This window comes from Kutzneria sp. NPDC051319 (assembly GCF_040682195.1).
Lineage (GTDB): Bacteria > Actinomycetota > Actinomycetes > Mycobacteriales > Pseudonocardiaceae > Kutzneria.
In genome coordinates, this window is record NZ_JBFBAM010000005.1 from 119,902 (window position 1) to 131,933 (window position 12,032).

A 12,032-nucleotide genomic window follows, 5' to 3' on the forward strand; every position below is an offset into this window, starting at 1 on the left:
GGTGGCGCGGTGGCCTACGACGTGCTGTTCGAGCCGGTGTCGATTGGGCCGGTCGTCGCCCGCAACCGGTTCTTCCAGGTGCCGCACTGCAACGGCATGGGCTATCGCGATCCCGGCGCCGAGGCGGCGATGCGTGGGGTGAAGGCCGAGGGCGGCTGGGCGGTGGTGTGCACCGAGGAGACGGAGATCGATCCCTCCAGCGACATCACGCCGTCCATCGAGCTGCGGCTGTGGGACGACCGCGATGTGCCGGCGGTGGCCCGGATCGCCGACCGCATCCACGAACACGGCGCCCTGGCCGGCATCGAGCTTGTCCACAATGGACTCCACGCCGCCAACCTGACCTCGCGGATCCCGCCGATGGGGCCGAGCGCGCTGCCGGTGGTCGGCAGCATCCATCCCGTGCAGGCGCGGGCGATGACCATGGCGGACATCGCCGCGCTGCGGGAGATGCACCGCGCCGCCGTTCGGCGGGCGCTGTCGGCCGGCTACGACCTGGTCTACGTCTATGCCGCGCACGGCTACGGCATTTTGGAGCATTTCCTTTCCCCGAAACACAATCACCGCTCCGACGAGTACGGCGGCAGCCTGTGGAACCGGGCTCGGCTCCTGCGTGAGGTGTTGTCCGACACCCGGGAGTTGTGTGCCGGCAGGGCGGCCGTGGCCTGCCGGTTGGGAGTTGGCGGCGGGGCCGAGGAGACCGCGTTGTCGGCGGCGGAGACCCGGGAGGTCGTGCACTCGCTGCGTGATCTTCCAGACCTGTGGGACTTCGTGGCCGGGCCGTGGTCGTTGGACTCCAACACCTCCCGGTTCGGGCCCGAGGGCGAGCAGGAATCGGCCGTCCGTGGGCTGAAGTCGTTGACCGACAAGCCCGTTGTCGGCGTCGGCCGGTTCACCTCGCCGGACGCCATGGTGCGGCAGATCCGCGAGGGCACCCTGGACTTCATCGGCGCCGCCCGGCCGTCGATCGCCGATCCCTTCCTGCCCGCCAAGATCCGTGACGGCCGGCTGGACGAGATCCGGGAATGCATCGGCTGCAACATGTGTGTGTCGGGGGACCACACGCAGTCGCCCATCCGCTGCACCCAGAACCCCAGCATGGGCGAGGAATGGCGGCGCGGTTGGCACCCGGAGCGTATTCGTGCGGCCGATTCCGACGCCAGTGTCTTGGTCGTCGGCGCGGGTCCTGCCGGCCTTGAGGCCGCGATGTCGTTGGGGCGCAGGGGTTATCGCGTCACCTTGACCGAGCGTTCCCGTGTGCTCGGCGGTCGGGTGCGGCGGGAGGCCCTGTTGCCGGGGCTGGCGGCATGGATCCGGGTCGTCGACCACCGGGAGATGGTGCTGGCCAAGCTGGACGCCGTCGACGTGTACTTCGAGAGCACCATGACCGCCGATGACGTTCTGGAGCACGGTTTTTCGCACGTGGCCGTCGCCACCGGCTCCCGGTGGCGGGCCGACGGCGTCGGCCGGGCCCATCCGCTCGGGCTGCCCATCGACGCCGGTGCCCAGGTCCTCACCCCCGACGACATCATGTCCGGCTCACGCCCTCGCGGCCGGCAGGTCGTGATTTACGACGACGATCACTACTACCTCGGCGCCGTGCTGGCGGAGTTGTTGGCCCGCGAGGGTTTCGCCGTCGAGCTCGTCACGCCGGCACCCAGCGTCTCCGAGTGGACCGCCAACACCATGGAACTCCCCAAGATCCGCCGCCGCGTTCTGGAGGCCGGCGTCACCGTGCACACCGACCGTGCCGCCGTCTCCATCGCCGCCGAGTGTCTACGCACCGCCTGCGTTTTCACCGGCTCGCAGCGGGATCACCCCGCCTCGGCCGTCGTCCTCGTCACCGCCCGTACCCCCGTCGACCAGCTTTGTCAGGACCTGATGGCCCGTCAGGCCGAATGGTCCGACCTGCGCTCCGTCCGCGCCATCGGCGACGCCTTCGCCCCCGGCACCATCGCCGCCGCCGTGTGGGCCGGCCGCGAGTACGCCGAGACCTTGGACGCCACCGCCGTTCCCTTCCTTCGCGAGATCACGGCTCTGGGCTCCTAGTCGATCCAGCGCGGATGTTCCTTGCGGGCCCACGACAGCCGGACATATCCCGTGCGCATCCCTTCGCGGGCCAGCGGATCCCGGTAGGCCATGCGGATGTGCCCCACCACCACCGCCGCGATGGCCAGCGCCAGCCAGTCGTGCACAAAAATCGCGCTGCTGCGCGGAATCCACGTCAGCAGGCCGCCGAACCACATCAGCAGGCCCGTGAACAGCATCACCGGCACCGCCCCCGTGATCCAGGCCGCGTACAGCTTCTGCCCCGCATTGAACTTCCCCGCCGGGCGGTGCTTGACCCGCTTCACCGCCAGCCGCAGCCACTCCCCGTCGTACTTGGCGAACCTGTTGAGCCGCTTCAGCTCCGCCCGGAACTCCTTCGACAGCAGTCCCAGCAACAGCGGCACGGGCAGCAGCAGGCCCGAGAACTCGTGCACCGCCACCACCAGCAGCCTCCGCCCCACCACCTCCGCCAGCGGCCCGAAATACAGGCACGCCGCCGTGCCCAGGCACAACGCCATCAGCCACCCGGTGGTGCGGTGCACCAGCCTCGGCACCCGCCCGAACCGCCGCACCCGCTCCGGCTCGGTGTCGCCCGCGTCGCTGCCGACCGGCCCGGCGCCGGCCGTGTCAGAGCCAGCCGTCGACGTCATAGCCGTAGTCCTCCCAGTAGCCCTGCTGGACGCGATCGGTGACCGTGATTCCCGACAGCCATTTGGCCGATTTGTAGAAGTACATCGGGGCGACGTAAAGGCGGCACGGGCCGCCGCGTTCGTGGGTGAGGGGCTGGTCGCCGAGTTTGAGGGCGGCCAGCACATCGGGGCGTCGGGCCTGGTCCAGGGTGAGGCTTTCGGTGTACACGCCGTCGAAACAGGTGAAACGAACGGCCCGCGCCTGCGTCTTCACGCCGACGGCGTCGAGGAGGGCGGAAAGCGGCACGCCGGTGAAGGCGGCGTTCTCGACCTTCCAGCCGTCGGTGCACTGGACGTCGTGCACGACCCGGCGCTGGGGGAGCGTGGCGAGGTCGGCGAGGGTGAACGTCCGGGGGCGGTCGACCAGGCCGTCGATGGTCAGGCGGTAGTTGCCCTCGTTCTTGACGGGCACCGACGCGGCGACGCTGAAGTAGCGGAATCCGCCGCTGTTGGGCAGCAGTCCGGTGACGCCGACCGGGTCCGCGTCCAGCAGTTTCTGCCACCCGCCCTGCAACACGGGTGCGGCCGCGATACCGGCGGCGCCCAGCCCCAGCATCGACAGGACCACTCGGCGTCCGATCGGCTTGCCTTCGTTCTCGCTCACATGGTCAGCTTATACGCACCGGTCTGACCGGTGCGTAATACATGGGATGGTTGGCGCGATCCGTGGTGGCGAGATATTCGGGCTACGGCTCGCTGAGCTGGGTGAGATAGGCGTCGAGCTGGGCGGCGCCGGCGATGAGGTGGCGGCTGCGGGTGGTGAGACGCTCCTGCCAGGCGTCGAGGAAGGTACGCAGTGCCTCGGTGCCGCCGGCCTCGTGCAGGGAGTCGATGAACCGGGCGACGTGTCGCAGCGGATAGCCGCCTCGACGCAGCTGGCGGGCGATTTCGGCGTCACGCACCGCCTCGGGGCCGTACTCGCGATAACCGGTGGCACGATCGCGAGCGGGCCGCAGAATGCCCTCGACCTCCCACGTGCGCAGCGTCGCCGGGTGCACATCGAGCCGGCGCGCCAGTTCGCCCACCGTCAGCGGGGCTCCGCGGAAGGGTTCGGCCGCGGAGAGCGCGTTGAGGGCGTCGGCGACCTCGGTGCGAGTGCTGCGCTCCGCGCCGAGGGTCACGTGCGCGTCATCGATCAGCCGGTACGCGGACTCGGTGTCACCGCGATTGATCGCGCGCATGATCTCCAGCGCCGGCTGATGCCCGTGCCCTCGCCGCAGCGCGAGGAAGGCACGCAGCGCTTGCGCGTGGAGGGCCGTGTACCGCCGGTGCCCCGTCTCGCTGCGCTCGGTCGGCGGAAGGACGCCGGCATCGTCGTAGTTGCGGATGGCCTGGGTGGACAATCCGTGCTCACGGGCCAGGTCGACGGGGCGCAGGCTGCACCTCCCTTTGAGGTTTTGGGTCACTGGGCCCAGCTGAGCGTCGGTTAAAGCTCAATCGAATCTTCAACGATAGCGTCAAGGGCAGTTCCGGATGGGGAGGATGTTCATGTCTACTGCCGCACCGCTGCACGGGATCGGCCGCCAACTCGACACCCCGGCCGCCCTGGCCCGGACGATCGACGAGCTGCTCGCCACCCGGCCCGAGGCGCCGGTGGTGGTGGCGCTGGGTGAGCCGACGCACGGCGTGAAGGCGTTCCCGTTGCTGCGTAACGACATGCTCGCCCGTCTCGTCGAGCGGGGGTTTCGGTCGATCGCCCTGGAGAGTGACTTCTTCGCGGGGTCGGTCGTGGATGCCTACGTGAACGGGGGCGAGGGGGAGATCGAGGAGGTCCTGGCGACCGGGTTCAGCCACGGATTCGGTGCGGTGCCAGGAAACCGGGAGCTGGTGGAGTGGCTGAGGGCGCACAACGCCGGGCGTGCGGAGGGCGAGCGGGTTCGTTTCTACGGGTTTGACGCGCCGACGGAGACCGGGGCGGCGCCCAGTCCGCGGCGATGGCTGGTGGGGGTCAAGGACTACCTGCCGGCGGGGCTGCACCCGGAGTCGTCACGCGAGCTCGAAGGCCTGCTGGGTGACGACGGGGACTGGACGAACCCGGCGGCCATGTATGACCCGGGGGCGTCGATCGGGGACTCGGACAGGGTGCGCGCACTGCGGATCATCGCCGACGACCTGGCCAGCGCGCTTCGCCGCGCGGCACCGAGTCTGCTGCGCGGGGGCTACAGCGAGGCGGTGGGGTGGGTGCGGACGGCGCAGGCGTTGTTGAGATATCACGCCGCGATGGCCCGGACGGCGCCGGATCGGGTGGGGGTGCTGATGAGCCTGCGGACGGAGATGATGGCGGACAACCTGCGGGCGATGGTGGAGCGGGAGCGGCATCGGGGGCCGAGCCTGGTGTTTGCCCACAACATGCATCTGAGGCGCGGGCAGTCGACGCTGGTGTTCGGGGCGGAGAAGGCGACGTGGGGGAGTGCGGGGGCGCTGCTGGCGAGGGACCTGGGCGAGCGGTACGTGTTTGTGGCCAGCGACGGGAGTCCGAGCACCGAGGAGGGGACGCTGCAGGGGGCGCTGGCCTCGGCCACGGAGGGGCGAACGCTGTTCCCGGCGGAAGAAGCCCGAGCGGCGCTGCCCGAAGGGATGCGCACGGGAGAAGCGATGGTGCGCGGGCATATCCCGTTGACACGGGAGGATCTGGACGGGGCGGATGCGGTTGTGTTCATCACGGACACGGACGGGAAGCAGCACCAGTACTGGTAGCTAGCGGACGCGAAGGCCGCGGAGGATGACGGCGGTGGGCTTGTCCAGGAGGGAGAGGTCGGTGCGGGGGTCGGCGGGGTAGACGACGGCATCGGCGGGGGAGCCGGGGGTGAGGCCGCCGAGGCCGAGGAACGAGCGAGCGGACCAGGAGGCGGCGGCGAGGGCGTCGTGGGGGCGCAGGCCGGCGTGGACGAGGGCGAAGATCTCGTCGGAGATGCGGCCGTGGGGACGGGAATCGGTGCCGGCGAGGACGGTGACGCCGGCTTCGACGGCGGCGCAGGTCAGAGGGCCGTGGGCCTCGGCGCCGTTGAGGTACCAGTCGCGGCGGGGGCTGGGCTCGGCGGCACGGACCCGGTCGAGGCCGGAGGTGATGATGGAGAGGGTGGGCGTGAGGACGCTGCCCTGGGCGGCCATGGTGTGCAGGGCAGCGGGGTCGAGGCACATGCCGTGCTCGATGGAGTCGACCCCGGCGGCGACAGCGGCGAGACCGCCGGCGGCCTGCTGGGTGTGGGCGGCGACGCGGCCGCCGACGGCGTGCACGGCGTCGACGACGGTGCGGAGCACGGCGACGGGAACGACCTCGTCGTCGGGACCCCAGTCGGTGATGACCTTGGCCCAGCCGGTGCGGGCGGCCTGCGCGCCGGCGACGGCGGGCATCTCGGCGTGGGAGACGCGACGGCCCCAGCCGTCGAAGAACTGGCCGTGCTGCGCCAGCCAAGGGCCGGCATGCCAGGCCCGTGGCACGTCGGGATCCTGGCCGAACCACGAGGGCGGGTCGCCGGCGAGGCCGGGGGCGCGGATGGCGGTGACGCCGGCGTCGACGTGCCGGTGCAGGTCCTCCCGCAGCACCGCCTCGTCGAGCGGGTCGCCGGGGTTCTCCGCGCCGGGATGGGTGTGCGAGTCGACGAGACCGGGCAGCAGCCAGCCCTCGACGAGCTCGGCGTTGGGGGCCGGATCGGTGGTCCACCGGTCGCCGTCGGCGTAGAGGTCGACGACCTCGCCGCTGGGCAGGGCGTAACCGCGGACGCGGATCACGCGGTCCTCCTGGCGGTGAGCAGCAGCATGCCGGCCGGGCTGCGGAGGTCGACCAGGTCGAGGCCGGCGGCGGAGAGCCAGGACATCAGCTCGGACGTGGTGAAGGAGCGCACGCCGAAGGTGTTCTCGTGCTGCTGCTGGAAATACCGGTAGGTGGGGCGTTCGGCCTGCCGGTAGGTGAAGGTGGTGAAGAGGCCGCCGGGACGCAGGCAGCGGGCGACCTCGCGCAGGACCTCGCGGGGTTCGGGCAGCAACTGCAAGGCGTTGGAGCAGTTGACGGCCCCTAACGAGCCGGTGGCAAAGGGAAGTCGCAGCGCGGTGCCGCGCACGATCCGTATGCCGGGAATGTCGGCGCGAATGGCGTCGATCATGGGGACGCTCAGGTCCAGGCCGACGACCCGGTCCAGGCCTAGGTGGTCGATGAGGGTGCGGGTCCACCGGCCGGCGCCGCAGGCGAGGTCCAGCAGCGGCGCGTGCGCGGCGGTCAGGTGCGCTCGCAGGTAGTCGTCCTCGGCCTCGGGGGTCAGGGCGTTCTCCCAGTTGTCGCCCATGATCGCCAGGAACGAGGTCCGCGTGTGGTCCTCGTACCTCGGCACGTGCAGCGGGTCCTGGAGGAAGAACTGGCCGAGGCCGCCTCCTGGGGCGCGAGAGGCCGGCCCGAGGTCGAGGTAGCCGCCGGCGTCGGGATAGGCGTGGCCGCACGTGGTGCACTCGACGCCGTCGGTTGCCGTGGTCAGTGGCCCGAGGCAGGCTGGGCAGGCGAGGATGTCGATGAGGTCAGACACGGGTGTTCCGTTCCACGTGGTGATCGGCCTTGGCGCCCATGAAGGCGAGCAGCGAGGTGGTCTCGGCGTCCCAGATGGCCCGCACGGTCTCGGCGTCCCACCGGCCCTCGTCCCGCCAGCGGCGGTCCAGCTCGCGCTCGGCCTCGCTGAGCTCCCACAACGCGGGCGTGGGCCAGGAGCGGCCGATCCGGTCGGGGTCGGGGTCGGCCAGACAGCGCTCCAGCCGTTGCCGGTCCTCGTCGGACAAGCCAGTGGTCGCGGCCAGCACGGCGTCGGCATGTTCACGGAAGTGCGCGCCGAGGAAGGCCAAGGCCAGCAGGACGGATTCGGGCTGGTCGGCGCCGACGGCGTGGAGAATCTCCGGCAGCCGCGGGGAAACGGCGTCGTGCGAGGTCTCGGCCAGGATGCCGAGCAGGATCAAGGCCCGCGCGTGCCCCGGATCGGACGGAATGCGCTGTGCCGCAACGACAAGCCCGTCGATGACGTCGTCGAACGTCGGGCCGGGCCCGGCGATCTGCGCGGCGAAGTACCGGTAGGACTCGGCGGTTCCCGGCGCGGCGGCGAGCAACTCCGCCTGACGGGCCCGTTCGGCGGGATCGTCGCGAAACAGGGTGGCGCCGCGCGATGCGGACTCCGCGGCCATCAGGCCGGGATCGGTGGGGGTGTGAGCGTCCCCGTCTTCCGGCGCGGGAGAGTTGACGACCTGGAACATCTCCTCGAAGCCACCGGGCGTGATGAGCATGAGGTAGTGCGCCTGTTCGGAGATCACCGCGAAGCGATGGGCCTTGTGCCGCGGCAGGAACGCCGATTCACCGGCCTTCAACACGCCGTCGCGGCCGCCGACCGTGTACTCGAGTTCGCCCGCTAACACCATGAGGGTCTCGTCCTCGCGGGAATGGACGTGCGGCGGCGTGGAGTAGCCGCGTTGGGCCCGCTGCTCGACGACGCTCACCGCGCCGTCGGTGTCCCCGGCGGTGACCCGGATCGACATCAGGCCGCCGAGGTGCCACAGCTGGCGCGGCAGTTCCGAGGTGCGCCGGGCCAGCAGACCGGGTGGGATCGACATGGCATCCACACTAGCGACCGCGCAACGCCGGCAAGGCCGATTGACGACGAAGGGCTGGTCCACAGGGGACGGTCAGAGCCCGATCCGCTCGATCCGGTAGCCGTCCGGGTAGCTCGGGGTCACCAGTTTGTCCTGGTAGAGCGGGGTTTTCCGGACGGGCAGCCAGCGGACTACCCCACCCCGTGCCTTGAACGCAACCCGCCCCGCGCGGACCGCCCACGCGGGCACCGGACCGACCCCCAGCGCCGCCCGCACCCGGTCGTCCAACAGCGCGTTGGCCATCGTGTCGGCGAAGCGGCGGCCGGCCGCCGCGAGGGGACGGGGCAGCCATGCCGCGAACAGCGTGGTCAACTCGGTGCGGGTGGCGTCCCACTGCCGCTGATTCTCCGCGGTGTAGGCAAAATGTTCCCGTTCGTACGTGTCGAACCACGCCTCGAATGCTCGCAGCGTCGCCGGCACGTCCCGCACGCCCATCAGCCGCCCCAGCTCCTGGTAGAAGCGGAACGTCGCGGTGCGCTCGTGGCAGCAGATCGGGCGCCACGCGTACTCGTCGAGCCAACGCAGCACCGGAATCACGAATGTGCCCAGCACGTAGACGAATTCGTGGTTGGCGATTCGCCACGGCTGCTGCGGCGTGCTGGCCTGCCGCGTCGCCGCCCCGTGCACGCGCCGCATCTGTCGCACCGCGGCCAGCCCTCGCTCGTGCTCGAAGCCGTGCAGGATGACCTCGAAGAGCAGGATGGCGGTGTTGTCCAGGCGCCGCTGGGTGTGCCCGGTCATCCGGCCGGTGCGGTCCAGCAGCGCGCTGATGCCCGGCACCGCGAAGGTGCGGTAGAAGCCCAGTTGGATGCCCATGGTCATGTCCCATGGGAACTCCAGCAGCGCCATGTCACGGTAGATGCGGTGGTAGTCGCGGTCCGGGTCGAGCCGCCGGAACTCGCGCAGCCGGTCGTACCGCCCCATCGACGCCTTCGCTAGCCCAAGGACGGGGCGATCTTGCCGACCAGCTCGTACGAGCGGCGGCGGGCCGCGTGCTCGTACACCGGCGTGGTCAGCATGAGCTCCGTCGTGCCGGTCTCCGCCAGCACAGCCTGCAACAGCTCCCGGACGGTGTCGGGCGATCCGACCAGCACTCCACCCGATCGGACGGCGATCTCCGCCCGGTCGTCGTCGGTGTACGGATACGCGGCGGCCTCGGCCGGGCTCGGCAGCTGAATGCGCTTGCCACGGACCCGGCTGAGCACCTTCAACCGGGTGGAACCGGCCAGGTACTCGGCCTCCTCGTCGGTGTCGGCGACGATCGCCGAGACGCTGACCAGGGTCCGCGGCCCGTGGTACCGGCCGAGCGCGTCGACGGCGTCGGCCGGTTTGAGGTGGTGCGCGTAGGCGTAGCCGAGGCCGAGCGTCCCGGCCAGGGCAGCGCTGTGGCCGCTGGATCCGAGCAGCCAGACCTCCGGCACGTTGCCCACGGCCGGCACCGCGCGGATCCGTTCCCCGGCCGCCGAGAAGTACCGCAGCAGCTCGGCGACCTGCTCCTCGAACGTCTTCAGGGTCCGTTCCCGCTCGCTGCGGACGGCGTCGGCGGCGTGCTGGGGGCCGCCGAGGGCACGGCCGACGCCCAGGTCGATCCGCCCGGGATGGAAGGCCTCCAGCGTGCCGAACTGCTCCGCCACGACGATCGGCGCGTGGTTGGGCAGCAGCACCCCGCCGGCGCCGACCCGGATCCGCTCGGTGGCGGCGGCGATCCGTCCGGCCACGACCGCGGGCGCGGAGCTGGCGACGCCGCGCATGCTGTGGTGCTCGGGCACCCAGTAGCGGTGAAACCCCAGCTCGTCAGCGAGAACGGCGAGGTCGAGCGTGTTTCGGAGCGCCTCGCGGGCGGTGCTGCCGCGCACGATCGGGGACGTGTCCAGCACGGAGACGCGCACGCCCATGATCGTGGTCCTTCCTCAGCCGGTCGCCGTCCCGGGCTGAGCCTGCCACTCGGCGACGCGCGGCCGGTCACGGGGCTTCGTCGTCGGCGGCGATGAGGGCCTTGGCCAGGGCACGCATCATCGAGGCCTGCTCACGAGCGCTGCGGGCGTTGACCGCGCCGCGCTGTGCCATCTTTGTGACGCCGGAGTCGCGCATGGCCTGCTGGAGCTCCTGGGTGGCGGCGCGCAGCTCGGACTGGGCGGCCTCGTTGGCGGCAAGCGTTTGCGCCAGCTTGGCGGCCTGCGCCGTGAGCTCGCGGTCGACCTCGGCCGGGATCTCGGCGTCGGTGAAGTAACCGACCTGGACCTGGAAGAAGGAGGCGACGGCCTGGAGGGTGCGCAGCGTGGGGTTCTGCTTGATGCCGCGGCGCAGCTCGGACAGGTGCGACTCGGACAGCTCGAAGCCGGCGGCCTTGGCCGCGGTCACGACCTCGCGGTTGGTGTAGGCCCGCTCGGGCGCGGCCACGGGTCTGCGGACGTCGAAGAGCCGGTTGAGCCGGTCGCTCAGCGTGGAGTGGTTCGGCTCGCGCTCGCTGTCCATGTCTCCGCTCTCCCCAGTCGGCGTTGCGTAACCAGCATGCCATGTCGTTGACATGCGAACCAGCGTCACCAGGTGCTAGGCCCATTCGATTCACTTCACCTCAGCGTAGCGAGCTGACTAATTCGTGCTGTACGGTTTCGCTGAAGCGGCGAAGCCATCGTCGCGGACCTGAGTTGGCTGCGCGGGGGAGGGTGGCCGATCCGGCGCTCTAGGGGTGCGCCGGATCGGCTGCCCCATACCGGCACGGGGTATGTGCGACGGCGTGACCCGGGTGCGCGGCTGCTGACGGTGTTCGCCGTGCTGGCCGGGGTGTTCCTCATGCACGGCCTGTCGGCGCAGGACTGCTCCACCGTCATGCCGGCGATGGGGGCCGTGGCCCACACGGGCATGGACATGGGGTCCGGCCACGGCGGCGTGTGCGTGTTCACCACGCCGTCCCGCGACCACCTGCCGATCCTGGCCCTGGTGCTGCTGTTCGTCGCCGTTCTGCTGACGGTGCTGTGGCGGCCGCTGCTGGTCGCCGGCCCGAGTCGTCGTGGGCCGCCGCTGTTCGGCGCCCGGCTGTTGACCGTGGTGTGTGTCTCCCGGACCTGACGGACGCTCGCGTTGAGCCGTCCTGTTCACGTGACCCGGAAAGACAATCCCATGTTCACGATCACGCGCGCCCTGGCGGCCGTAGCCGCCGCCGGGTTGTTGACCGCTGCCTGCGGCAGCACCCCGATATCGAGCCGTCCATGCCCCGATGAGGTGCTGAGCCGCCCGGTCACCGTCCCGGGCGATGCAACGAAAACCGCCTTGCCTGCGCCCGGTGCGACAACATCGGTGGGTGGTTTCACCCTGACCGTGGGCGGCAAGGTCATGGCCGGCATGAGTCACGAGCTCACGGTCGACGTCAGCAAGGCCGGCCGGCCGGTCACCGATCTCCAGCCGTACCTTGACACGGATGCGCACTTGACGGCGTTCCACGCGACGAATCTCGCCTTCGCTCACCTGCACCCGCAGGGCAAGACGGGGTCGAAGCTCACGTTCGAGGCGATGCTGCCCCAGCCCGGCGACTGGCGCCTGTTCATCCAGTTCCAGACCGACAACGTGCGCCACACCGCCGCGGTGACGATCTCCGCGGCCTGACTGATGCAGGGAAGGACGCCTTACCCGCGTTCAACGAGGGTAAGGCGTCCTTCCCTGCATAAACGGGGG

14 protein-coding genes are annotated in these 12,032 nt (G+C 70.7%); 4 read left to right on the plus strand and 10 right to left on the minus strand.

The window, feature by feature from the left end:
• The first annotated feature begins 9 nt into the window (after positions 1-9).
• Entirely contained in the window at positions 10-2,049 is a 2,040-nt protein-coding gene (locus AB0M73_RS06620) for an NAD(P)-binding protein (RefSeq protein ID WP_363887727.1), read from the plus strand.
• Here the strand turns inward: AB0M73_RS06620 and AB0M73_RS06625 are convergent.
• From AB0M73_RS06625 to AB0M73_RS06635, 3 genes are all read right to left on the minus strand, one after another.
• Entirely contained in the window at positions 2,046-2,699 is a 654-nt protein-coding gene (locus tag AB0M73_RS06625) for a cytochrome b/b6 domain-containing protein (protein WP_363887730.1), read from the minus strand. The two genes, AB0M73_RS06620 and AB0M73_RS06625, sit on opposite strands and share 4 nt — an antisense overlap.
• Positions 2,677-3,342, minus strand: a complete 666-nt coding sequence (locus tag AB0M73_RS06630; protein ID WP_363887733.1) for a molybdopterin-dependent oxidoreductase — start codon at positions 3,340-3,342, stop codon at positions 2,677-2,679. The genes AB0M73_RS06625 and AB0M73_RS06630 overlap by 23 nt, the downstream gene beginning before the upstream one ends.
• A gap of 82 nt (positions 3,343-3,424) precedes the next feature.
• On the minus strand, positions 3,425-4,114 hold the full coding sequence (locus tag AB0M73_RS06635; protein WP_363888027.1) for a MerR family transcriptional regulator: 690 nt from the start codon (positions 4,112-4,114) through the stop codon (positions 3,425-3,427).
• A gap of 112 nt (positions 4,115-4,226) precedes the next feature.
• On the opposite strand from AB0M73_RS06635, the gene AB0M73_RS06640 reads away from it, so the two are divergent.
• Entirely contained in the window at positions 4,227-5,435 is a 1,209-nt protein-coding gene (locus AB0M73_RS06640) for an erythromycin esterase family protein (protein WP_363887735.1), read from the plus strand.
• Here AB0M73_RS06640 and AB0M73_RS06645 read toward each other — a convergent pair whose 3' ends face one another.
• The 6 genes from AB0M73_RS06645 to AB0M73_RS06670 form a co-directional block, all read right to left on the minus strand.
• Positions 5,436-6,470 carry an amidohydrolase family protein gene (locus AB0M73_RS06645; RefSeq protein WP_363887738.1) on the minus strand — a complete coding sequence of 345 codons (1,035 nt, stop codon included), beginning with the start codon at positions 6,468-6,470 and terminating at the stop codon, positions 5,436-5,438.
• Positions 6,467-7,255: a methyltransferase domain-containing protein gene (locus AB0M73_RS06650; protein WP_363887741.1), complete on the minus strand. Its 789-nt coding sequence runs from the start codon at positions 7,253-7,255 to the stop codon at positions 6,467-6,469. Before AB0M73_RS06650 ends, AB0M73_RS06645 begins: the two co-directional genes overlap by 4 nt.
• Positions 7,248-8,321, minus strand: coding sequence for a cupin domain-containing protein (locus tag AB0M73_RS06655; protein ID WP_363887744.1), 1,074 nt, complete (start codon positions 8,319-8,321; stop codon positions 7,248-7,250). The genes AB0M73_RS06650 and AB0M73_RS06655 overlap by 8 nt, the downstream gene beginning before the upstream one ends.
• Positions 8,322-8,393: 72 nt before the next feature.
• Complete coding sequence (locus tag AB0M73_RS06660; protein ID WP_363887747.1) at positions 8,394-9,284, minus strand: oxygenase MpaB family protein; 891 nt, start codon at positions 9,282-9,284, stop codon at positions 8,394-8,396.
• Positions 9,285-9,295: 11 nt separating this feature from the next.
• Positions 9,296-10,255 carry an LLM class flavin-dependent oxidoreductase gene (locus AB0M73_RS06665; RefSeq protein WP_363887750.1) on the minus strand — a complete coding sequence of 320 codons (960 nt, stop codon included), beginning with the start codon at positions 10,253-10,255 and terminating at the stop codon, positions 9,296-9,298.
• Positions 10,256-10,322: 67 nt separating this feature from the next.
• A complete protein-coding gene (locus tag AB0M73_RS06670) occupies positions 10,323-10,835 on the minus strand; it encodes a helix-turn-helix domain-containing protein (RefSeq protein WP_363887752.1) in 513 nt (170 codons plus the stop codon).
• Positions 10,836-11,087: 252 nt separating this feature from the next.
• Here AB0M73_RS06670 and AB0M73_RS06675 point away from each other — a divergent pair, with 252 nt between their 5' ends.
• On the plus strand, positions 11,088-11,429 hold the full coding sequence (locus AB0M73_RS06675; protein WP_363887754.1) for a hypothetical protein: 342 nt from the start codon (positions 11,088-11,090) through the stop codon (positions 11,427-11,429).
• 26 nt (positions 11,430-11,455) lie between these two features.
• Here the strand turns inward: AB0M73_RS06675 and AB0M73_RS06680 are convergent, their stop codons facing one another.
• On the minus strand, positions 11,456-11,704 hold the full coding sequence (locus tag AB0M73_RS06680; RefSeq protein ID WP_363887755.1) for a hypothetical protein: 249 nt from the start codon (positions 11,702-11,704) through the stop codon (positions 11,456-11,458).
• Here AB0M73_RS06680 and AB0M73_RS06685 point away from each other — a divergent pair.
• A complete protein-coding gene (locus AB0M73_RS06685) occupies positions 11,703-11,963 on the plus strand; it encodes a hypothetical protein (protein ID WP_363887758.1) in 261 nt (86 codons plus the stop codon). The two genes, AB0M73_RS06680 and AB0M73_RS06685, sit on opposite strands and share 2 nt — an antisense overlap.
• Positions 11,964-12,032 lie beyond the last annotated feature (69 nt).

Coding starts and splice junctions, on each gene's coding strand:
- AB0M73_RS06660 (WP_363887747.1), bottom strand. CDS start 9,284: ATGGGGCGGTACGACCGGCTGCGCGAGTTCCGGCGGCTCGACCCGGAC.
- AB0M73_RS06665 (WP_363887750.1), bottom strand. CDS start 10,255: ATGGGCGTGCGCGTCTCCGTGCTGGACACGTCCCCGATCGTGCGCGGC.
- AB0M73_RS06680 (WP_363887755.1), bottom strand. CDS start 11,704: ATGCCGGCCATGACCTTGCCGCCCACGGTCAGGGTGAAACCACCCACC.
- AB0M73_RS06625 (WP_363887730.1), bottom strand. CDS start 2,699: ATGACGTCGACGGCTGGCTCTGACACGGCCGGCGCCGGGCCGGTCGGC.
- AB0M73_RS06670 (WP_363887752.1), bottom strand. CDS start 10,835: ATGGACAGCGAGCGCGAGCCGAACCACTCCACGCTGAGCGACCGGCTC.
- AB0M73_RS06685 (WP_363887758.1), top strand. CDS start 11,703: ATGAGTCACGAGCTCACGGTCGACGTCAGCAAGGCCGGCCGGCCGGTC.
- AB0M73_RS06655 (WP_363887744.1), bottom strand. CDS start 8,321: ATGTCGATCCCACCCGGTCTGCTGGCCCGGCGCACCTCGGAACTGCCG.
- AB0M73_RS06640 (WP_363887735.1), top strand. CDS start 4,227: ATGTCTACTGCCGCACCGCTGCACGGGATCGGCCGCCAACTCGACACC.